General features: G+C 69.2%; 21 protein-coding genes and 1 pseudogene. 5 read left to right on the plus strand and 17 right to left on the minus strand.

Annotated features, from left to right (window positions below; translation table 11 throughout):
- Window positions 1–59 precede the first annotated feature (59 nt).
- The 5 genes and pseudogenes from MAA44156_RS08585 to MAA44156_RS08605 form a co-directional block, all read right to left on the minus strand.
- On the minus strand, window positions 60–842 hold the full coding sequence (locus MAA44156_RS08585; protein WP_003878018.1) for an SDR family oxidoreductase: 783 nt from the start codon (window positions 840–842) through the stop codon (window positions 60–62).
- 106 nt (window positions 843–948) lie between these two features.
- Window positions 949–2,361 carry a PAS domain-containing sensor histidine kinase gene (locus tag MAA44156_RS08590; RefSeq protein WP_009976769.1) on the minus strand — a complete coding sequence of 471 codons (1,413 nt, stop codon included), beginning with the start codon at window positions 2,359–2,361 and terminating at the stop codon, window positions 949–951.
- A gap of 155 nt (window positions 2,362–2,516) precedes the next feature.
- On the minus strand, window positions 2,517–3,401 hold the full coding sequence (locus MAA44156_RS08595) for a universal stress protein (RefSeq protein WP_009976768.1): 885 nt from the start codon (window positions 3,399–3,401) through the stop codon (window positions 2,517–2,519).
- 158 nt (window positions 3,402–3,559) lie between these two features.
- Window positions 3,560–4,440 (minus strand): annotated as a pseudogene (locus tag MAA44156_RS08600) (universal stress protein).
- Window positions 4,441–4,506: 66 nt separating this feature from the next.
- On the minus strand, window positions 4,507–5,508 hold the full coding sequence (locus MAA44156_RS08605) for an Acg family FMN-binding oxidoreductase (protein WP_023880024.1): 1,002 nt from the start codon (window positions 5,506–5,508) through the stop codon (window positions 4,507–4,509).
- Between the two features lie 281 nt (window positions 5,509–5,789).
- Here MAA44156_RS08605 and MAA44156_RS08610 point away from each other — a divergent pair, with 281 nt between their 5' ends.
- Window positions 5,790–6,218, plus strand: a complete 429-nt coding sequence (locus MAA44156_RS08610) for a hypothetical protein (RefSeq protein WP_009976764.1) — start codon at window positions 5,790–5,792, stop codon at window positions 6,216–6,218.
- A gap of 178 nt (window positions 6,219–6,396) precedes the next feature.
- Here the strand turns inward: MAA44156_RS08610 and MAA44156_RS08615 are convergent, their stop codons facing one another.
- The 4 genes from MAA44156_RS08615 to MAA44156_RS08630 all read right to left on the minus strand — a co-directional run bounded on the left by MAA44156_RS08615 (window position 6,397) and on the right by MAA44156_RS08630 (window position 10,120).
- Entirely contained in the window at window positions 6,397–6,774 is a 378-nt protein-coding gene (locus MAA44156_RS08615) for a SpoIIAA family protein (RefSeq protein WP_009976763.1), read from the minus strand.
- Window positions 6,775–6,860: 86 nt separating this feature from the next.
- Window positions 6,861–7,859: an Acg family FMN-binding oxidoreductase gene (locus MAA44156_RS08620; protein ID WP_009976762.1), complete on the minus strand. Its 999-nt coding sequence runs from the start codon at window positions 7,857–7,859 to the stop codon at window positions 6,861–6,863.
- Window positions 7,860–8,009: 150 nt separating this feature from the next.
- The gene (locus MAA44156_RS08625) at window positions 8,010–8,876 is read right to left on the minus strand and encodes a hypothetical protein (protein WP_023880021.1); all 867 of its coding nucleotides are present in this window, start codon (window positions 8,874–8,876) and stop codon (window positions 8,010–8,012) included.
- Window positions 8,873–10,120 (minus strand): acyl-CoA dehydrogenase family protein, encoded by a 1,248-nt coding sequence (locus tag MAA44156_RS08630; RefSeq protein ID WP_009976760.1) that lies wholly within the window; start codon window positions 10,118–10,120, stop codon window positions 8,873–8,875. Before MAA44156_RS08630 ends, MAA44156_RS08625 begins: the two co-directional genes overlap by 4 nt.
- Window positions 10,121–10,278: 158 nt before the next feature.
- Here MAA44156_RS08630 and MAA44156_RS08635 point away from each other — a divergent pair, with 158 nt between their 5' ends.
- The 3 genes from MAA44156_RS08635 to MAA44156_RS08645 all read left to right on the plus strand — a co-directional run bounded on the left by MAA44156_RS08635 (window position 10,279) and on the right by MAA44156_RS08645 (window position 12,774).
- Complete coding sequence (locus tag MAA44156_RS08635; protein ID WP_009976758.1) at window positions 10,279–11,085, plus strand: acyl-CoA thioesterase; 807 nt, start codon at window positions 10,279–10,281, stop codon at window positions 11,083–11,085.
- Between the two features lie 62 nt (window positions 11,086–11,147).
- The gene (locus MAA44156_RS08640; RefSeq protein WP_003876722.1) at window positions 11,148–11,666 is read left to right on the plus strand and encodes a nuclear transport factor 2 family protein; all 519 of its coding nucleotides are present in this window, start codon (window positions 11,148–11,150) and stop codon (window positions 11,664–11,666) included.
- Between the two features lie 7 nt (window positions 11,667–11,673).
- A complete protein-coding gene (locus MAA44156_RS08645; protein ID WP_009976757.1) occupies window positions 11,674–12,774 on the plus strand; it encodes an NAD-dependent epimerase/dehydratase family protein in 1,101 nt (366 codons plus the stop codon).
- Between the two features lie 9 nt (window positions 12,775–12,783).
- On the opposite strand, the gene MAA44156_RS08650 is transcribed toward MAA44156_RS08645, so the two are convergent.
- Complete coding sequence (locus MAA44156_RS08650) at window positions 12,784–13,755, minus strand: aldo/keto reductase (protein WP_009976755.1); 972 nt, start codon at window positions 13,753–13,755, stop codon at window positions 12,784–12,786.
- A gap of 86 nt (window positions 13,756–13,841) precedes the next feature.
- Here MAA44156_RS08650 and MAA44156_RS08655 point away from each other — a divergent pair, with 86 nt between their 5' ends.
- Window positions 13,842–15,152: an acyltransferase family protein gene (locus MAA44156_RS08655; protein WP_009976753.1), complete on the plus strand. Its 1,311-nt coding sequence runs from the start codon at window positions 13,842–13,844 to the stop codon at window positions 15,150–15,152.
- A 34-nt stretch (window positions 15,153–15,186) separates the two neighbouring features.
- On the opposite strand, the gene MAA44156_RS08660 is transcribed toward MAA44156_RS08655, so the two are convergent.
- The 7 genes from MAA44156_RS08660 to efeB all read right to left on the minus strand — a co-directional run bounded on the left by MAA44156_RS08660 (window position 15,187) and on the right by efeB (window position 21,118).
- Entirely contained in the window at window positions 15,187–16,071 is an 885-nt protein-coding gene (locus MAA44156_RS08660; RefSeq protein ID WP_009976752.1) for a universal stress protein, read from the minus strand.
- 67 nt (window positions 16,072–16,138) lie between these two features.
- Window positions 16,139–17,083: a formate/nitrite transporter family protein gene (locus MAA44156_RS08665; protein WP_009976750.1), complete on the minus strand. Its 945-nt coding sequence runs from the start codon at window positions 17,081–17,083 to the stop codon at window positions 16,139–16,141.
- On the minus strand, window positions 17,080–17,349 hold the full coding sequence (locus MAA44156_RS08670) for a hypothetical protein (RefSeq protein ID WP_003876728.1): 270 nt from the start codon (window positions 17,347–17,349) through the stop codon (window positions 17,080–17,082). Before MAA44156_RS08670 ends, MAA44156_RS08665 begins: the two co-directional genes overlap by 4 nt.
- A complete protein-coding gene (locus tag MAA44156_RS08675; protein WP_011724819.1) occupies window positions 17,346–17,975 on the minus strand; it encodes an RNA polymerase sigma factor in 630 nt (209 codons plus the stop codon). The genes MAA44156_RS08670 and MAA44156_RS08675 overlap by 4 nt, the downstream gene beginning before the upstream one ends.
- Before the next feature lie 10 nt (window positions 17,976–17,985).
- Window positions 17,986–19,053, minus strand: a complete 1,068-nt coding sequence (locus MAA44156_RS08680; RefSeq protein ID WP_009976747.1) for an acyl-CoA dehydrogenase family protein — start codon at window positions 19,051–19,053, stop codon at window positions 17,986–17,988.
- A 60-nt stretch (window positions 19,054–19,113) separates the two neighbouring features.
- Window positions 19,114–19,638, minus strand: coding sequence for an OsmC family protein (locus MAA44156_RS08685; protein WP_009976745.1), 525 nt, complete (start codon window positions 19,636–19,638; stop codon window positions 19,114–19,116).
- Between the two features lie 163 nt (window positions 19,639–19,801).
- Complete coding sequence (gene efeB, locus MAA44156_RS08690; RefSeq protein ID WP_009976744.1) at window positions 19,802–21,118, minus strand: iron uptake transporter deferrochelatase/peroxidase subunit; 1,317 nt, start codon at window positions 21,116–21,118, stop codon at window positions 19,802–19,804.
- Between the last annotated feature and the right edge of the window lie 2 nt (window positions 21,119–21,120).

Consider the following 21,120-nt stretch of genomic DNA (forward strand, 5'->3'; position numbering starts at 1 on the left):
CAACTGCCCACGGTCCCACTCGGGAAATGCGTCGGCAGTAGCACTTTCGCGGCAAAGGGCTACGTGACCCAGTCCGGCTGAGCGTCGGTCTCGACGTTGGAGAAGTCCTTGTGGCCCAGGCCGGCGGTGGTGCCGCCGTCGACGACGAACTCCGAGCCGGTGGAGTAGCTGGATTCGTCGCTGGCCAGGTACACCACCAGGTTGGACACCTCCTTGGGTTCGGCGGCGCGGCCCAGGGCGCTCTGGAAGATGTCCTCGGGAACCCATTCGGTCATCGGGGTTTTGATCAGCCCGGGATGGATCGAGTTCACCCGGATTCCGCTGGGGCCCAGCTCCAATGCGGCCGACTTGGTCAGCCCGCGCACCGCGAATTTGGTTGCGGTGTAACCGTGGCACGCGATGGTGCCGGCCATGCCCTCGATCGAGGAGATGTTGATGATCGAGCCGCGGCCCGCTTCCTTCATCGGTTTGACCACGGCGCGGATGCCCAGAAACACTCCGGTCAGGTTGATGTCGAGGATCCGCTGCCATTCCGAGAGCGCGTAGTCCTCCAGGGTGCCGATGTTGATGATGCCGGCGTTGTTGACCAGCACGTCGATCCGGCCGAATTCGGCCAGGGCGGTGGCCACCGCCGCGTCCCAATCCTCGGGCTTGGTGACGTCGAGATGCAGGTAGCGGGTCGCCTCCCCCACCTCGGCCGCGACGGCCTTGCCCTCGTCGTCGAGGATGTCACCGAAGACCACCTTGGCTCCCTCGGCCACCAGCGACCGCACATGCGATGCGCCCATGCCGCGGGCACCGCCGCTGACCAGGGCCACCTTTCCGGCCAACCGTTCTGCCACTGCGTTTCTCCCGTCATCCCGGTGCCCGGATCGGCACGTATGAGCACCATACATATGGCATGCGATGTATGACCAGGGTTGCGCTGCGGCGCTGACGCAGCAGCGGTCAGGGCAGCGGAGCCACCCAGCGCAATCGGGTGCCCCCGCCCGCGGCGGCGCCGACGGTCAGGGTGCCCCCGACCCGTTCGGCGCGCCGGCGCAACGTCTTCAGCCCGGCCTCGCTGACGTCGTCGGGCAGGCCCTTGCCGTTGTCGATGACCTCGATGCTCACCTCGTCGGCGACTTCGACGGCGATGGTCAGCTTGGTGGCCGCGGTGTGCCGCACCGCGTTGCCGATGGCTTCGGCGACGACGGCTTCGGCCTGGTCGGCGAGCTCGCCTTCCACCACCGACAGCGGCCCCTTGTACTGCACGGTGGTGGCCAAACCCTCTGCCAGCCGGCCGATCACCTCATCGAAACGCTGCCGCAGCCCGGGGACATCGGTTTTGGTGTGGCGCAGGTCGAAGATCGCGGTGCGGAAATCCTGCACCACCGCGTGAAGATCGTCGACCGCCGCATTGAGGCGTTGCTGCACATCGGCCGAACGCGCCCGCGGGATGGTGCCCTGAAGCGCGAGACCGACGGCGAAGACGCGTTGGATGGCATGGTCCTGCAGATCGCCGGCGATCCGGTCCCGCTCGGCGAGCACCTCGGCCTGAGCGCGGGTTTCGGTGAGCTCAGCTTGGACGGCCAACTGCTCGGTGATGTCGCGGATGGCCGCCGACACCATCACCCCCTGTTCCGTCTGCAGCGGGCTCAGACTCACGTCGACCGGGAATACGGTTCCATCGCAACGCATCCCCCACAGCTCCAGGCCGGCGCCCATGCGCCGGGCTGCCGGGGCGGCGAAGAAGCCGGTGCGGTAGCGCTCGTGGGAACCGCGATGCCGGGGCGGTATCAGAATCTCCACTTCCCGGCCGATCAGCTCTTCGCGCGGATAGCCGAACATCTGGTCGGCCTGAGCGTTCGCCAGCACGATGCGCCCGTCCGGACCGACGATGACCATCGCGTCCGGTGCCGACTCGAGCAGCGCGTGGAACATGGTTTCCGCTCGTTGGTGTTCGGCGGTCACATCGCGCATCACCGTGGTGAACCCGATGGCGCTGCCCGCGTCATCCGTGAATACGGACAACGCGACACCGGCGCGAAACCGTTGGCCGTTCTTGCGTGCTCTCCAGCCTTCGAATTCGCAGCGGCCCGATTCGCGCGCCGCGGCCAATTCGCGTTCGGCCAGTCCGGCGGCGCGGTCCTCCGAGGTGTAGAGCAGCGCCGCCGGCCGGCCAAGGGCCTCGGCCGCCGAGTAACCCGTCATCGCCTCGGCGCCGGGGCACCAGCGCGCCACGTCGCCGTTGGCGTCGAGCTGGATGATCGCGCAGTCGGTGATCGCTTCCACCATGGCCTCGAGGTTGCGAAGACGCTCGGGCAGGCTCTTGTTGCGAAACGCCGCGCTCAGATAGCGGTCGGCGCCGGGCGATGTCATCAGGCGCGGCCCTCTCTGATTGCCTCCGACGGCACAGATACTACCGCCCGGACGGCTACCCAGGCCGCGGCTGCGAGCGCCGGCGCAGCTCGCCGGGTGCCGTCGGTGGATCACGCTGTCGGGCAGGCGTATTCACACCGCGCGGGCGTGACGCTTTACGACGGCCGGGCCACGATCACCGGCATGCGCACCGAGTGGACGACGGCATTGCTGACCGAGCCCAGCAGTGTGCCGGCCAGGCCGCCGCGGCCGTGACTGCCCACGACGGTCAGCTGCGCGGATTCGGATTGTTCGATCAACTGGCGAGCCGGCCTGTCACAGACCACCATTCGGTGCACCGTGACATCGGGATAGCGTTCTTGCCAACCGGCCAGCCGTTCGGCCAGACTCCGCTCTGCTTCCGACCTGACCGCCGGCCAGTCCATGCCGGGCAGCCCGAAAACTTGCGTGTCACTCCACGCATGAACCGCGTTGAGGTCCACACCGCGCCGTGACGCTTCGTCGAAGGCGATCGCCGTGGCGAGTTCGGATGCCGGCGAGCCGTCGATCCCGACCAGCACCGGCGCCCGCTGCGGGTAGGGCATCATCGGATCCTCGTCGTGGATGACGGCGACCGGGCAGCGGGCGCGTCGCACCAGGCCGGAACTGACCGAACCGAGCAACACCCGGCCGATCGCTCCGCGCCCGGTGGAGCCGACCACGACCAGTTCCGCCTCCTCCGACAACTGGGCCAGCGTGGGCGCCGGCGGTGCGTGCCACAGTTCGGTGGTGATCGCGAGTTTCCGGCCGTTGCGGGTGGCGTCTTCGGCGATCTTGACCGCCTCCTGCAGGACCCGGCGACCGTCGTCCTCCTGCCACGCCACGGCTTCGGCCGCCATCGGCACCTGGGGCCACACCGTGGCGGCGTTGACCATGTGGACCAGGGTCAGCGGCACATTGCGCATCGCCGCGTCGCGCGCGGCCCAGCAGACAGCGAAATTCGACGCCGGCGATCCGTCGACTCCGACCAGGACGCCACAGCGCTTGCTGGATGCGGCCATTCCGTTCTCCCTCCGTCATCGGAAACGCTATGTCTGAAACCGCGGCCGGTCAGGAGACTTTCGTCCCCAACCGCAAGGACGACAGACCTTCGTCGGCCGCTCGCGAAGTGGTGGCGCGCTGAGCAGCCAGCCGGACATGCGATGGGCGCGACGCACGGTCACCGCCCACGGACCACGATCACCGGCGCCGTCGCCGATTGCGCGACATGCGAGCTGACCGAACCCAGCAGCATGCCGGGGAACCCGCCCCGTCCGTGGCTGCCGACGACGACTAGTTGAGCGCGCTCGGCTTCCGCGACCAGCCACCGAGACGGCTTGTCGCACACGACCAATCGCTTCACATGCACGTCCGGGTACTGGTCCTGCCAGCCGGCCAGCCGCTCGGCCAGCAGTTCCTCGCCCTTCGCCTCGCTGTCGCGCCAGTCCATGCCGAGAATGGGAAACACGCCGACGTCGCTCCAGGCGTGTAGCGCCACCACGCCGACGCCCCGGCGAGACGCTTGTCGAACGCCAGGGCGATCGCGGCCTCCGAGGCGGGTGACCCGTCGGTACCCACCAGCACGGGCGCGTCGGCGGCGCGAGCAGCATGGTCATCGGCGTGGACGACCGCCACCGGGCAGTGCGCATGCGCAAGGAGTGCGGCGGTGACCGAACCCAACAGCAGCCGGCCCAAAGCCCCGAGCCCCTGGCTTCCGGCGACGATCATCCAGGCGTCCCGGGACGCGTCGATAAGCGTCGGCGTAACGGCCGAATAGATTATCTCGGTGCGCATTTCGGGCGGTGTCCCGCCGCCCTGGTTGGCGATGACGATCTTGCGGGCCTGGTCGATGACCTGCTGTGCGCCGTCTTGCTGCCATGCGGGCATGTCGGCGTACAACTGGCCGACCGGCCAGCCCACGACGACGGGCGCGACGGCGTGGATGACGGTGATGGGCAAGCCGCGCATGGCCGCCTCGCGCGCCGCCCACGCCACCGCGGCGTCGGACGCCGCCGATCCGTCGACGCAGACCAGGATGCCGCGGTGTTTGGGATCGGACATGTCGTACTCCTCACGAAATAGGCTGGGCGGCCCGTTGGCCCCGAAGACACGGCCCTGGAAGCGGTTTCAGCGATCGGACAGCGGCCGGAATTGCAAGACGTCGCCGAGCGGTCGCCGCGGCGTCGGGCGGCGCGGCAACTCCCCCTCCGGTTCGACGCCCACCCGGATCAACACCTGGGGCACCGCGGCGGGATCGGCCATCAGGTGCCGGATCAGGTCCCGGCCTGCTTCCAGCTCGGTGACATGAGTCACCGGGCAGGTCGCCAGTCCGGCCGCCGTGCACTCGAGCAAGATCCGCGACAGCACCTGCCCGACTCGGAGGGCGTCGGCCCGGGTGTCCTCCGGGGTGGACAGCACAAGGATTTTCGCGTCGTCGTAGCTGCCCGCGGAGCTGCGCTCGTCGAGCGGGTCGACGGGGAATCGGCGGTTCACGTCGACCCGGCGATCGTCGGCCTCGGACACCAGAGCGCTTTCGGGGATACCGTCGAATTTTCTGGACGGCGATGTCCACCAATCCAATTCGTGGTGGTAGTCGTCGTCGTAGCGGCGCAGGGCTTCAGTCAGCCTGGCCGCTTCAACCAGGCCCGGCCGCGCGTCCGGACCCAACACGTCGAGGGCGACGGAGTGATCTCGCCCCGCGTCGCGCAGCACCGGTTCCAGCGCCGACCAGTGCTTGGGCGCCCGGAACGGCAGCCGGTTCGTCCGGCGACGCAGTATCGCGTCGGCAAGGTCGCGGCGAGCCCGGGCGACGTACTCGGTGGGCACGACGTCGATCGAGGCGAGGTGGTCGAGGTTGTTCGGGTTGGGAAACTGCGCGACGTTGCTGCTCCAGCCGGCCGCGGCCATCGCGACACGGAAGTGGTCCAGTGCGGCGCCACAGCTGATGATCGCCTCGCGACCGGATTTGTCGGCCGATTTCACTGTTCGGCGCGGATCGACGAACAGATCGACTCCGGTGCTGCCGGCGACCCACCGCCAGGGCTTGCTGTTGTGCAGCGACGGGGCATGGCACGCCAATTCGATTGCCGCCGTGATCACCTCGGTATCCGCGGTCATGTGCATCATCACTGTCACCTGCCTGTCCGCTAGCTACGACCACCTACGACCTTCGGCCGTCCACGCCGCCGGCGCTAGGGTCCTAGGTCCCGTCGAACCCGCGCTTCGGCACCCGATCGCGGTCATGCCGACGCACGTCGACCAATGTCCCCACGGTGCGGGACTTTCGGTCCCTGGCCCGGGGTCACGCACAGTGCTACGGATGAGGGGGCAAATCGCACACGCCGAGCGACCCGTCACCAATGGAGGTGCGGCACATGAGCACTACAAGACCACCGGAGCTTCGCACCCGCATGTTCGCCCGTGTGCTCGGCCCGTTCCTGGTCGTCTTCACCGCGACGACCGTGGCCCGTGCGTCGGACATGCGCAAGCTGCTGTCGGATTTCGAGTCGAACTCGGCATTGCCGTTGGTCACCGGCGGGTTCCTGCTGTTGGCGTCGCTGGTCATCATCGGTCTGCATCGGTGCTGGCGAGGCGCGCCGGCCGTCACGGTCTCGGTGGTGGGATGGGTTTTCGCGGTACGCGCCTTCCTTCTCATGGCCTTTCCGCATGCGTTCATGGCAGCCGCCGACGCCGCCGTCCGGATGACCGCGTTGTGGGTGGGCGGCGACGTCGCCGTCGGCGTGGTAGGCCTGTATCTGGCTTACGTCGGCTGGAAGCCGGTGACTTCGCCGTCCACGCCGGCCACGACCTCGACGCCGGACGTCCCGCGCGCCGCATAAACCACAGACGCCGGCCGCCGGAAGGCAACGCGGCATCCGCGTTGCGCGCTTGCTCGATTAGCCTTGCGCCCCTTAGGCAAGTGCCGGACCCGGGTGGGCAAGCCGGTACCGTTGCCCAACGTAGGGCGACGGCGCCGCGCACGCTAGGGTCGTTAGACCTCGGGTCGGCGGCTCCCCGCTACGAGTCCGCGCCCGCGGCCCACTGCTTGGCACGCTCGAGCTCGCCGAGTCCGAACACGGCGAGCTCACCGGGCACCATCCAGGCCAGCGCGTGCAAGGTGTGCGCGACCCACTCCTTGTCCGAGACGACCGCGATGCGCCGGAATGCCGAGTGGTGCGGCAGGACCGCGCCCAGGCCGAGCTTGAGATCCTCGACCAGCCCGCCGGGCCCGAAGCCCTGGTAATCGGAGTCGATGACTTCCACGATCCTGATCTCGCCGCTTTTCAGCGACTTCTCCAAAGTGGGCCTGACCTCGCGCAGTTCCTGCCCGCTCAGCCGGCCCGACACCCGGACACCGGTCACTCCCGGCGGCATGTCTGGCAACATCTCGATCATCGAGTCCTCCTTCCCGGCTACCCCAACTCTGCCGGTGCCCGGGCGAACCGGCTAGTGGGGAGATCACTTTCGCCGAAGTGCCCCGGCTATTCGGCGATGCCCGGTTCCCGGTCGGTCATCCATTCGACGAAATCGCAGAGTTCGCGGCGGGGTGTCGCCGGCAAGGGGTCGGCGTTGATCGGTGGCCAGCCAATCCGAAGCAGCATCTGCGGGTAGTTGCTGCCACCGAAGATTTCGGTCCGCACCGCCTCCCGGGTGTCGGCAACCTCCAGCGGTTCGGTGACCGGGCAACTCGCCAAGCCCATCGACGTCGCGGTCAGCAACACCGTGCTGGTGGCCTCGCCGGCGCGGAGCCGGGCCAGCCTGTCGTCACCGCGGGTGCCCAGCGCCAGCAGTACCGAATTGTCCTCGGCTGCAGACGATCCCGATGGCATCGCCAACATGGGTCCGGCGAACAGCCGTCCCGGAATCTTGGCGCCGGGATCGGACTTGGGTGTATTGCGCGCCGGAACCCCGGCGACCGCGGCGTAGCGTCCACTCCACGCGGCGAGCTCGACGAGGTAGTCGCGATTCATGTGGTCCCAGACCGATTGCTTCACGATCTCGTGCAGCTTGTCGGCGTCCTCGACCTGGCACAGCGTCACCCCGTTGCGGGCAGCCCGGGCGGCCATCAGCGCGATGTCCCCCACCGGTACCGGCCAGGAACTGTAGTGCCGCCGGTCGGTCCGCCGCCGCGGTATCGCCGCGGCCAGCGCGATGTCAACGGGATCGGCTGTGCCGCCGGACAATTCGATTGCGGCAAGGTGATCGGGGTCAGCCGGGTTGGGCAACCGGGTCACCCGGGCCTGCCATCCCACCGCCGCGAAACCGACGACGCAGTGGTGAAGCGCCGCACCACAACTCAGAATCAAGTCGCGGCCGTCGGGATCGGTGTTCGGCAGTTGCCGGCCACCGTCGGCATACAGATGCAGGCTCTCCTGCCCCACCAGCCATCGCCACGGTTGCGTGTTGTGCACGGACGGAGCACGGGACGCCAGGGCCAGCACGGTGCGGATGGTGCCCTCGTCGGGAAAGCGGTTGGTCATGTCGGTCGACCCTTCTCCTTGCCTGCTCACCCCGATCGTGGTCGGGTCACGGCGGCCGCACGAGGGGCCGACGTCCCCTGTCGGGAGGGACTTTGTGCCGTAATACCCGCGTTAGGGGCATCTGACCGCGGCGCAGCAGCCGGGACCGGCTCAGCCGACGACCTCGAAGATTGCCGCCGCGGAGGTGACGGCCTTGTCGGCGTTGCCCTCGTCGTGCAGCAGCATGCGCACGCCGACGCGGCCGGACGCACCGGGGTGGGCTGTGCCCTCCACCCGGAACGGGCCCACCTTGCCGCGCGACATGAACATCACGTGCCAGCTGACGACCTGCAGCTTCCTGGTCCCCGCGACCTCGGCGGCCAGATCGATGGCCGCGGTCTCGAGGACGACGTGCTGGGGGCCGATGTGCAGCGCGGCGTCCGGGGATGCCAGCTCGGTGTTCAGCTCGGGCAGCGTCCAATGGCCGTCGCCGCGCCGGCTCGCGCCGAAGGCCCGCCACAGCGGCGGCAGCTCGTCGGAATCCTCGATCACCAATTCGGTGCCCGAAACATCCATCCGGTCAAGGCCTTCCGGCGGGATGCCGATGATCGCTCCCTGCCCCTCGTTGAACGCGATCACCCGTCCGGGGTTGTCGGCGTCGACGATGGTGCATCGCCCGTAGCCCATGGTGCGGCCCTGGTGCACGATGCCGGACCCGACGATCTCGACCCGTTTCACGTCGTAGCCGGGGTCGATGATCTGTACCGACGCGATCACCGGGTTGGGGACGGCGACCATGTCGGTCTGACAGCCCTCCGGGGAGGAAATAGCCAACGGCGCCACCATGATTCCGCCGGCCTCGTTGCGCATGTCGCGGCGGATCGTGACGGTGTCGTCGGTCTCGCCGAGATTCATCGACGAGTGTTTGCGGCCGATGTAGCGGTAGCTCAGCAGACCGGTCCAGCGCCGGTACAGTTCGTCGCGGTAGGCGTCGGTGTCTCCGGCCAACTCCCGGATGTCACGAAGTCGGTCACTCAATTGCGTTGGCCTCCTGGGTTTCTGCCGCGCCGCACCTGGTTGAACGGGACGCCGCGGTCGTCGGCGCGCTCGCGCGGGAAGCCGAGCACCCGCTCGCCGATCACGTTGCGCGCCATCTCGGTGGTGCCGCCGCCGATGCTGGCGATCTGACGACCCAGATAGCGCGTCCCGATGTCGAGCAGGCCACCGGCGCCGTCGACCACGGCCGCCGGGCCGGCCACCGCCAGCGCGGTGTCGGTTTCCACGTTGTGCACCTCGGCCATGGACAGGCGGATGATCGATCCCGCGGCCGGCGGCAGGGTTCCGTCGACCACGGCGTGAAAGACGTGCTCGCTGAGCTGTCCGTGCACGGCCCGGTGCACCAGCGCCCGACCCACCGCTTCCTGCAGCCGCGGGTCGCCGGGACCGCCGACGGCGTCGATCAACGACAGCAGATCGACCGAAATATCTTGGGCCTCAGCGATTCCCGGGCCGCTGGTGTACTCCGAGCCGTCTCCCATCGTGCGGCGCTCGTGATAGAGCTGCCGCGACGCGACGTCCCATCCTTTCCCCGGTTCACCCAGCACCGCGTCGTCGCCCACGTCGACGTCGTCGAAGAACTCTTCGCAGAACTCGACCGAGCCGTTGACCTGCCGGATGCGATTGATGGTGACGCCGGGATGGGCAAGCGGCACCAGGAACATGGTCAGGCCTTCGTGTTTGGGCACCTGCCAGTTGGTGCGGGCCAGGCACAGGCCGTAGTCGGCGGCGAACGCGCTCGTGCTCCAGGTCTTGGCGCCGTTGATGATCCAGCGATCCCCGCGGCGCTCGGCCCGGGTGAGCACACCGGCCAGGTCCGATCCCCCGCTGGGCTCGGACAGCAACTGCACCAGCACTTCCTCGCCGCGCAGCGCGGCCGCGATGTGGGTGCGCTTCTGCTGCTCGCTGCCCATGTCCAGGATCGTGGCGCAGCAGATGGCGAAGGACGGGACGTTGAGCAGCAGCGGCGTCTCGTAACCCACCGACTCGGCGTCGAACGCCTTCTTGTATTCGTAGCTCAGCCCGAGCCCGCCGTATTCGCGCGGGAAGCAGATTCCGGCGAATCCGCCGTCGTAGAGCAGCTTTTGCAATTCCCGGGCCCGGTGCCAGGAGCTGAGCTCGTCGCGCTGCAGCAGCGCCGCCCGGGCGGGATCGAGTCGCGGCATGTTCGCGGCCAGCCAGGCCCTGGCCCGGCCCCGAAATTCCTCGACCGACTCCGACGTCACCGGATGGCCTCTCGTTGCAGCGTCGACCTTGTGCTGGGCGACTGTACAGCACTGCCGCGGCGGGTGTACAGGCGGCGCCCTACGAACGGACCAGCCGGGTCCGCGAGACCCGGTGACCGGTCGCGGCGTCGCCCGCAAGTAATCTGCGTCGAACCGCCATGACCGACACACATGTTTTCGATGAAGCGCTGCGCCTGGACACGCTGGGCGCCGATGCCCGGCGTGGCCGCACCCACCCGGAGTGGGCCAACATGGTCGGACCGTTCGGCGGCATCACGGCCGCCACGCTGCTCAGCGCCGTCCACGCGCACCCCGACCGCATCGGCGACCCGCTTGACCTGACCGTCAACTACGCCGCGCCCATCGCCGACGGCGACTTCGACGTCACGCTGCGGGCCGCCCGCACCAACCGCACCAACCAGCACTGGATCGTCGAGCTCAGCCAGGACGACGTGGTCAAGACCACCGCCACCGCGATCTTCGCGCTGCGGCGCGACAGCTGGTCGGACACCGAAGCGCGGCCGCCCGGCACCCCGCCGCCCGAGCGGCTGCCGAGCGTCGATCCGGGCCTGGTTCGGTGGACCGGCCGCTACGACATGCGGTACGTCGAAGGGGCGATGCCCGGGCGAGGCGAGGATCCCAGCCCGTCGTCGACCAGCACGCTGTGGGTCCGCGACAAGGCGGGACGCCCGGTGGATTATCCGGCGCTGGCCGCATTGTGTGACATCTTCTACCCGCGGGTGTTCTTGCGCCGCGGCGGCTTCGTGCCGTCCGGGACCATTTCGCTGACCACCTACTTCCACGCCGATCAACACGAGCTCGACGCCGTGGGCGACGACTTCGTCCTGGCCAGCGCCCACGCCAACCGCTTCGACCGCGGCTATTTCGACCAGAGCGCCCGGGTGTGGACCCGGCAGGGCGGGCTGCTGGCCAGCAGCCATCAGGTCGTCTACTTCAAAGGCTGACGGGTTTACACTTCGCCAGGGAAACGTCACGTGCAGACCCGTGCGAGAAGAATCGAGCCGCAATGACCGAGCGCGCGCACAGCGCGGTCGCCGACACCCTGCCGGCGATCGAATCCATCAAGCAACTCAAGGCGCGCTACTGCCGCTACCTGGACACCAAGGACTGGGCGGCCTGGCGGACGATCTTCACCGACGACTTTCTCAGCGACACCTCCGAAGCCGGCGGCGCGGTGATCGCCGGCGCCGACGACTTCGTGGCCTTCACCCGCCGGGCACTCGGCCGCGCCACCCAGCCGACGGCGCATCAGGTGCACAACCCCGAGATCGAGCTCACCTCGGCGACGACCGCGCGCGGGACGTGGGCGCTGCAAGACGTCGTCCGCTTCGGGCCCGGGATAACCTTGGTCGGCTACGGCCACTACCACGAAACCTACGAAAACATCGACGGCCAGTGGTTCATCAAGAGCTCCAAGCTAACTCGACTGCGCGAGGACATCGTGACTCCCCTCTTCTCGATCTACGTCTCCCCCCGGATCCGCGCCGCGATCGGCACCTTCGCCGGCCGCCTGATGGATCGGTGACCCGGCCATGACCGCCAACACCGTTCTGGTCACCGGCGCGTTCGGACAGGTCGGCAAGCGCTGCACGCAGCTTCTGCTGCAGCGCGGACGCACCGTCGTCGCGATGGACCTGCGCAATGACAACACCGCCGCCGTCGCAACCGAACTCGCCGCCGGCGGCTATCCCGGCACGCTGATTCCCGCCTACACCGACCTGCTGGACGCCGAGGCGGTGCGGGACCTGGTCACCGCCCACCAGCCCGACGCCGTCGTGCACCTGGCCGCCGTGGTCTCCCCGCTGTCATATCGCAAGCCCGACCTGGCCCGGCGAGTCAACGTCGGCGGCACGGAGAACCTGTTGGCCGCCTGCACGGCGCTGTCCCGCCCGCCCCTGTTCCTGATGGCCTCCAGCGCCGCGGTCTACGGGTCGCGAAACCCCTACCGCCAGCCGGAGCGGATCACCCCGGACACCCCGGTGAACCCGATCGACCAATACGGCCAGGACAAGGTGCTGGCCGAGGCGGCAATCCGGGCCAGCGGGCTGCCGTATGCGCTGTTCCGGCTCGGCGGGATCATCTCGCCGGACACCCACGCCTCCATCAACGGCGACTACCTGCTGCTGATGCGGTCAATGCCCAGCGACAACCGGATGCACGCGGTGGATGCGCGGGACGTGGCGCTGGCCTTCGCCAACGGCGTCGATCGTGCGGCCACCATTTCCGGCAAGGTGCTGCTCATCGGCGGCAACGAGTCCTACGTGCTCACCCAGCGCGAACTGGAGGACGCCATGATGGAGGCCGTCGGGCTGGGCCGGCTCGGCCCGTCGGCCAGTTTGCCCGGCAACCCGGCCGACGACCGGGGCTGGAGTTTCACCGGCTGGTACGACACCACCGAAGCCCAGCAGCTGCTCGACTTCCAGGAGCACGACTGGAGCCAGACGGTGGCCTGGCTGGCCGAATCGCAGGGCCGCAGCCGGCTCGCCCTGCGACTGCTGGGGCCGCTGCTGCGGCCCCTCCTGCGCACCATCTTGATCGTGCAGCGCCGGCTGGAGGGACGCGGCCCCTACGCCGACCCGTGGACGTTGATCGAAAAGAAGTACGGCACAGCGGCATTGGCGACCGCCGACTAACCGGTTCGGTCAGCGGTCGATCCACGCCAGCTGCGCGTCGGCGTGGTGTCCGCCCACCGGCGGCGTGAGTCGATCCAGCCGGGACAGCTGCTCGGTAGTCAGCTCCAGCGCGTCGGCCCCGACGTTTTCTTCCAGGCGGGCGACGCGTTTGGTGCCCGGGATCGGCACGATGTCAGGGCCTTTCGCCAGCAACCAGGCCAACGCGACCTGGGCCGGCGTGGCGCCGACGTCCGCGGCGATGTCCCGCAATTCGTCGGCGCAGCGCAGGTTGTGGGCGAAGTTCTGTTCCGCGAACCGCGGGTTGGTCCTGCGGTAGTCGGTGTCGGGCAGCTCGTGCGCGGAGCGGATAGCGCCGGTGAGGAAGCCGCGGCCCAGCGGTGAGTAGGCGACGAACCCGATCCCGAGTTCGCGCAGCACCGGCAGTATCTCGTCTTCCTGGTCGCGGGTCCACAGCGAGTACTCCGATTGGACGGCCGTGATCGGGTGCACCGCGTGCGCGCGGCGGATGGTATTCACCCCGACCTCGGAGAGACCGATGTGCCGGATCTTGCCGGCGGCGACCAGTTCGGCCAGCGCTCCGACGGTGTCTTCAATCGGGGTTTGGCGGTCGAGTCGGTGCTGGTAGTACAGGTCGATGTGGTCCGTGGCCAGCCGGCGCAGCGAACCATCCACGGCGACACGGATATTGGCGGGGCTGCTGTCCAGGCCGTCGCGGCCGGTGTGCGAGATCAGACCGAACTTGGTGGCCAGCACCACCCGATCGCGCCGCCCGCGCAGCGCCCGGGCCAACAGTTCCTCGTTGACGTAGGGGCCGTACACCTCGGCGGTGTCGATCAGCGTCACGCCCAGCTCGATGGCGCGGTGCACGGTGCGGATCGATTCGGCGTCGTCGGTGCCGGTGCCGGCGTAGGCCACCGACATTCCCATCGCCCCCAGGCCCAGCCGGCCCACCTGCAGTCCGCCGAGTTGAGCCTGCTTCATGGCGCGTCTCCTGTTCCTGACGTGATTGCGCGCGGGGCCGGACGGTAGCGTGGCGCTGTGTCCCGCGTCGAGCTTCCCGCGATCTGATGCAGCACGCAAACAGCGCGCGGCCGGCGCGCAATCTGGCGGTCGACTATTACCGCGTGTCCGGGGTGGTGCTGATCGTGCTCGGGCACTGGCTGGCCGGATCGGTGACCTATCACGACGGGCAGTTCGGCCGGCAGAACCCGTTGGTGGACATGCCCTGGACGCAATGGCTGACCTGGCCGTTCCAGGCGGTTCCGACCTTCTTCCTGGTGGCCGGGTACGCCGGCGCGGTGTCCTGGACGCACCGGCACGACGAAGAGGGAGTGCCCCGTCGGTCCTGGCTGCAGCGCCGGCTGGCCCGGGTCCTCGGGCCGACCGCGGTGTATGCGGTGCTGGTGTCGGCGGTGGTGGTCGCGCTGGCCGCCTGCGGCGTGGCGGGTTCGGTGCTCGAGTACGCCGGTTGGGCGGTGGCCATGCACCTGTGGTTTTTGGCGGTGTATCTGGTGGTGGTGTCGTTGACGCCGATTGCGCTTGTCGCGCAACGCCGTTGGGGCCTGTGGGTGCCTGCGGCACTCGCTGTGACGGTGGCCGTGCTCGATGCGGCCCGGATCGGCGCCCATCTGCCCCACCTCAGCTGGGTGAACTATGTGTTGGGCTGGGGAACGCTGTATCAGCTCGGGATCGCTTGGCACGAAGGGTCATTGGCGGGCCGCCGGCCGTGGCTGCTGGCCGGCGTCTCGGCGGTGCTGCTGGCGGCATTGATCTGGCTGCGCGTGTATCCGGTCAGTATGATCGGGGTTCCCGGCCAGACCATCGACAACACCACGCCGCCCACCGTGGCGCTGCTGGCCTTCGGCGGCGCCCAAACCGGAATCGTGATGGCGGCTGCACCCGCGCTCAACCGCGCACTGCGCGCCATCCGGGCCGAGCGGGGGCTCTCGATCGCCAACAACAACATCATGGCCCTCTACCTGTGGCACATGATTCCCGTCGTGATCGTGGCGATCGTCGGATATCCGGCCGGGCTGTTGCCGCAGCCCCCCGAAGGCAGCGTGCAGTGGTGGCAGGCCCGGCTGGAATGGGTGGCCGTCCTGAGCGCGGTGACGGCGGTCGAGATGGTGCTGTTGTGGTGGGCCCGAAGGCTTTTCGCCGCGCCGCTGCCACTGCTTGGCGTGCCGCTGCCCGCGCGCGCCGCCGAACCGGTGCTGCTGGCCGGTGCGGCGCTGGCGGCCTACACCCTGTCCGTGGTGGCCGCCGAGGGCTTTGCGCCCGACGGGCGGTTCCCGTGGCCGACCGCCCTGGTTTTCACGGCCGGTGTGCTGCTCGCGGCGTTACGTCCCACCGCTCGCCCGGTGGAGCGGCCGGCGTGAACCGGGTTGTTCGGCCGGCGGCGCGGCCGCGTGCTCAGGCCGGCGGTCGCGCGACGATGACCGGTACCCGCACCGAGTGCAGGACGGCGTTGCTCACCGAACCCAGCAGCAGCCGGGCCAGCCCGCCCCGACCGTGGCTGCCGACCACCACCAACTGCGCGGTTTCCGAGCTGCTGATGATGTGTTGCGCCGCCCGGTCACGGGCGACCAGGCGATGGACGGTCACGTCGGGATAGCGTTCCTGCCAGCCCGCCAGGCTCTCGGCGAGGTGGCGCTCCGCTTCGGCTTCGACTATCGGCCAATCGATTTCGAATACCTCGGTGACCGCGGTGTCGCTCCACGCGTGGATGGCCACCAGATCGACGCCGCGCCGGGATGCTTCGTCGAACGCGATTTCGGTGGCCAGTTCGGAGGCCGGTGAGCCGTCGGTGCCCAGCAGCACCGGCGCGCTGTGCGGATCCGGCAGCTCTTCGTCCCGCACGACCGCGACCGGGCAGTTCGCGTGACGCACCACCGCCGAGCTGACCGAGCCGAGCAGACCGCGGGCCAGCAATCCATGTCCGGCGCTGCCCAGCACCAGCATTCGCACGGCGCCGGACAGCTCGAGCAGGGCGGGCACCGGGGCCGAGTAGAGCAGTTTTCGGCCGATTGGAACCTGGCGGTCGGCCGGCATCGCCTCCTCGGCGATCTTGGTGGCGTGCAGGATCGCTTGTTTGCCTTCGTCTTCCAGGTTGGTGGCCAGCGCCTCGGGGTACGGGACCGGCGGGTACATGGTGGTCGGGGTCGACACCGCGTGCACGATGGTCAGCGGGCAGTGGCGCATCGCCGCTTCCCGGGCCGCCCAGTAGGCGGCCGCGTTCGAGGCCGGCGAGCCGTCGACCGCGACGGCGATGCCGAGTTGCTGGACGGGTGCGGACATTTCATTCTCCCTCCATCGGTGACCATGCTATTCCGCGGAGGGGGTGTCGGTCGTGAGGCTTTGGTCCTCAGCCGTCGGGCCGGAGGGCTCCCGTCGAAAGGAGGCGGCGCCGCTGCAAGTGCGCGATGATCCAGAACGGCAGCGCCACGAAGACGGTGCCGCCGATCAGGTTGCCCACGGTGGTGACGCCGATGTTGGTCAGCAGGCCGTGGTCGCCGAATCCCCAGCCGATATCGCCGCGCGCCGCGATCGGGTGAAACAGGTTGAGCAGCAAGGGAAGTCCGACGAACCCGACGTTGGCGATCACGTGCTGGGTGCCACCGATCACGAACGCGAACGGGCCGTAGAACGCCAGCGCCATCCGGGCCACGTCGCTGCGGGCCTTGAAGAACATGCACATCGAGGTCTGCAGGAACCACGTGCACAGCACGGCGAGCAGCAGCGCCGTCCAGAACGGCTGGCCGGCCTTCTGGGTGCCGACGGTCGCGGCGCGGTCGGCGAAGGCGCCCAGGTAGGGGCCGCCGGCGGCGGCGCACACGGTGACGAACACCAGCGCGCCGACGATGTTGCCGACCAGTCCGACGGCGACCAGCACCACGTAGCTGCGGATGCTCAGCGCCCGTTGCAGCACGGCGAGAAAGCCGGCGGCCATGTCGGCGGTGATCAGCGACATGCCCGACACCAGGATGAGGACGAAAGACATGCCGAATGCCAGGCCCATCAACAGGCTCGCCACTCCCGGTGTCTTGACGCCGGTGCTGACCACCAGGGCCAGCAGCACACCGAAGGCCACCATCGCGCCGCCGACCAACGAGCGCATCAGGAACGCCCACGGGTGCGCCGCCTTTTCCACCGCCATGGCCGAAACCCGGTCCACCATGGCGCCGACCGTCAGCGGCTCGAAGGGATCCGCGGTGCCGCCGTCGCCGGCGACGGCGGCGGGCAACGCGGTGACCGTGTCCACCACCGCCACTGCGCCCTGGCGCTGCGGCGCTGAAGCGTTGATCGTCATCGGTGTTCGCCTTTCGTCAAGGTGTTGAGCGCGTTGAGGATTCGGGTCACGTCGTGCTCGCCGAGCTGCTCGCCGTCGAAGACATGACGGAGCAGGATCTTGAGGTCGAGCATCTGTTGCAGGTAGACCAGGCACGGCGGGCACTCGTCGAGGTGCTTGGCCACGATCGGCCCCCACTGCTGCGGGTCGGCGTCGACGAGGTCGTCGACCAGGCGAACGAAGTCGACGCAGTCGATGGCGGGGACGGTGTTGTCGGGAACGGTCATGGCTGGTACCGCTTTTCCAATTCGTTTCGGAGATTTCCCCGGGCCCGGTAGAGCAGCGCCCGCTGCGCCTCGGCGGACAGTTGCAGCAGCTCCGCCGCCTCCTCGGCCGAGATGCCGACGAGATCCCGCAGGATCACGAGTTGGCGCTGGCGCGCGGGCAACGCGTCCAGCGCCTCGCGCAGGTAGCCCAGCAGCTCGCGGTGCACGGTCTGGTCTTCGGGCAAAAACCGGCGCGACGGCGGCACCCTCCAGTGGCCGGCATCGGGATGCCCGGCGGGATGCATGCGGCCGGAGAGCGGGTCGACGGCCTCGATGTCCGCGTCGGCCAGCACCTCGTGACGGCGGATCCGCGACTCCCGGCGGCGGTGCCGCGCGGCGGTGTGCTTGACGATGCCGAACAGCCAGGTGCCGACCGACGATCGGCCCTGAAACGAGTCCGAGGATCGCAGCACCTGCAGCCACGCCTCCTGCACGGCCTCTTCGGCCACCGCCGGCGAATCCACCATGGTGCGGGCGAAATTCAGCATCGGCCGGTGAAAGTCGCGCACCAGGCGGGCCAGCGGCACACCGCCGACCAACCGCCCCGCGTCGGTGCCCTCCGGCGGCACCGCCACCGGGGTCACCATCGACCCGTGCTCAGCCGCATCCGGCCAGCTCCCAGCGCAGCTGCGCCTCGGACGGGGACTGGACCGGAATGAACGCCGCCTCCCGGTAGCGCCTGCTCGCCGATGTCCTGCTCGCATAACCCTTGCCGCCGGCGGTGCGGATCTCCACATCGGCGCTGGCGGCGGCCAATTCGGCCGCGGCCAGCCGAAGTGACAACAGCTCCTTCTTGCTCGGCGCCGCCGGCCCGCCCACGGCCGCGGCCAGTTTCGCCAGCGTTTCCTCGGCTGCGCCCAGCTTCTCGGTGATGGCTTCGACGTCGGCGCGAAACACCGCGTTGACTCCGCCCAGCCCGAAGCCGGCCTGCCGCACCGCGGTCCGGCTCAGCCCCAGGCACATCGCGGATTGCAGCACAAGGAAAGTCGGCCGGACCGCCTGCAGGAAGCCGTCGAAATCGCGGGACAGCACCTGCTCGTCGGCGATGTGCGCGCCGTCGAAGTTCAGATACGACGAGGCGGTGCTGCCTAGGGCGAGCAGATCGAAGTGCTCGCCCAGGATCACCCCGGGCGTGTCCAGCGGCACCGCGACGATCAACCGCTCGCCGGCCTCGGTGCGCACCGCGGTCACCATCGTCGAATCGGGATACAGGTTGCTGGCCCACCTGATCGGCCCGGACACCCGGTAGCCGCCGGCCACCGGCGTGGCGGTCAGCTCCATGCTGCCGCAGCCCGCCGCCTCTTTGAACGCGGCGGCCATGCCGGTGACCCCGAGTACGCTTCCGCGCAGCAGCGGCCGGACCGCGACGGCGCTGAACGGGGTTGCGGCCGTGAGCAAATACTCGACCGTCATGCGGTGCGCCCACAGCGAGAAGCCGGTGCTCATGCAGATCCCGGAGATGGACCGGATCACCTCGGCCATCACCGGCAGCCGGCCGTCGCGGTTGCCGGGGGCGCCGATCCCGAGCACGCCGGCCTCGCCCAGCGCGGTGAAGCTGCGCCGGGCGCTGTCCTGGCCGCGGTCCAGCACCGCGGCATGAGCCCGGATGTCCTCGACCAGCGCGGCGTCGAGCAGGCCGGTTGCGCCATCCACGGTCGCCGTCATGCCATCACCTCCGGCGTCCCGGCATCGAATGCCGTTGGGGCCCAGCGCAGTTCGCGGTGCTCATCCGGTGACCAGGGTGGAGTCGACGCTGACCGGGTTGCGGAAGGTGTTCACCACCGGCGACCAGGCGATGGCGTTGTCGTGGATCTCCTTCAGCGTGGCCTCGTCCGCGTCCCCGGCCAGGCTCACCGTGCAGCGCACCGCGCTGAACCCGAGCCGCTTACCCGGCGGGGTGTCCCCGACACCCCACACCGCGGAGATGTCGATGTCGGCTTCCATCTCGACCTCGATCTTGGTCAGCGTCACGCCGCGGTGCGTGGCGTTGGCCAGCAACCCCACCGACACGCAGGAGCCCAGCGCGGCCAGCGCGGTCTCGGAGGGGTTGGGCGCCGAGTCGTCGCCCAGCAGCGCGGGCGGCTCCCCCACCAGCATGGGCGCCAGGTCCCGGACGTAGGTCATGTTGCGGAATCCCTTCTCGCACACCGTCTTGGCCTTCAGCGTCTTCTTGCCGGTCTCGGGGTTTGCCTTGGCGTTACAGGACAGCCGGTCCAGGCCTTCGGCGTCGATGACGAGCGCGTCGGTCATGTGACTTCTCCGTTTCTCGCTGATTGTGCGGCTTCACGGAGTTGGTGCTGGGCGGGCGCCGACGCGTGACGGCGGGCCGGCCTGCTGCGGCGGTGAGCCGGCCCACATCGGCGCCGGCCACCGGCGGCGCGGTTACCGCCGCGCGCCGCGCGGCGGAATTTGCTCAGCGGAACAGGCTTTGGGCGATGTAGTGGCCTTCAGCGGGCGCGGGCGGGACGGCGAAGATTGCTGACCCGATGTGGCGGATGTACTCGTTGAGCAGGTCGTGGGCGCCCAACCGGTTCTGCAGCCGGATAAAATCTTGCGGATCTTTTTGATACGAGATGAACAGCAGGCCGGCGTTGAGTTGGCCGTTGGCGTCCAGGCCGTCGGTGTAGTTGTAGGACCGCCGTCGGATCATGATGCCGTCGTTGTTCTCCCGGGCGGCCAGGCCGACGTGCGACATCGGATCGATGAGCGGATTGCCGTCGGCGCCCTTGGCGGTGAAATCGGGGGTGTCGAATTCGTGCCTGCCGGACAGCGGCGCGCCTTCTTCCTTGGTGCGGCCGAAGATCCGCTGCTGATTGCCGATCCGGTCGACGTCCCATGTCTCGAGCAGCATCCGGATCTTGCGGACCACTTGGTAGGTTCCGCCGTTCATCCACGGCTGGTCGCTGTCGTCGACCCACACGAACCGATCGTATTCCGCCTGGCTGGCGATGTTGCGGGTGCCGTCCTTGAACCCCAACAGGTTTCGCGGCGTGTGCTGGCCGGGGTCGGCCGAGGCTCGGCCGAAGCCGAGCACCGCCCAGAACGGCGAGACGATGTTGCGGCCCAGCCGGGCCAGGTTGCGCACGGCGTGGTAGCAGACCTGCGGGTCGTCGGCGCACGCCTGCACGGACAGGTCGCCGCCGTGCAGGCGAGGATCCAGGTTGTCGCCGTTGAGCGGTGGCAGGTCGGTGAACACCGCGGGCCGGCGCGCGGCCAATCCGAAACGATCGCCGAACAGCGACGGCCCCAACCCGATCGTGACGGTGAGGCTGGCCGGGCTCAACCCGTCGGCCTCCCCGGTGTCGGCCGGGGGCTGCACGTCGACCTGCGGCTGCACGGTGCCGACCGGCTTTCCCTGCTGCAGGATCGCGGCCGCCGCCGACCAGCGCGCCAGCAGGGTCTGCAACTCGGTGCGGCCGGCACCGGACGCCAGGGAGAACGACATGAACATGGCGTAACGCTGTGGCGGCGTGTCGATTCCGCCCTGGTGCGGCTGGCCGTAGAAGGGGTAGCTGCGGCGGAGGTCGACGGTGTCGTGGTCGTCGCCGCGCTGCCCCGCCGCCACGGCGTGCCCGGCGAACCCGCCGCCTACGGCGCCGATGGCGGCGCCGCTGAGGCCGGCCAGCACCGCGCCGCCCAGCGCGCGCCGGCGCGACACGGCCGTCGAATCAGGTTCCACGCCTTCGCTTTTCGGCGCGCCGTCGGTGGGTTCGATGGGGTCGTCGGTCATAG

This window comes from Mycobacterium avium subsp. avium (assembly GCF_009741445.1).
Classification (GTDB): domain Bacteria; phylum Actinomycetota; class Actinomycetes; order Mycobacteriales; family Mycobacteriaceae; genus Mycobacterium; species Mycobacterium avium.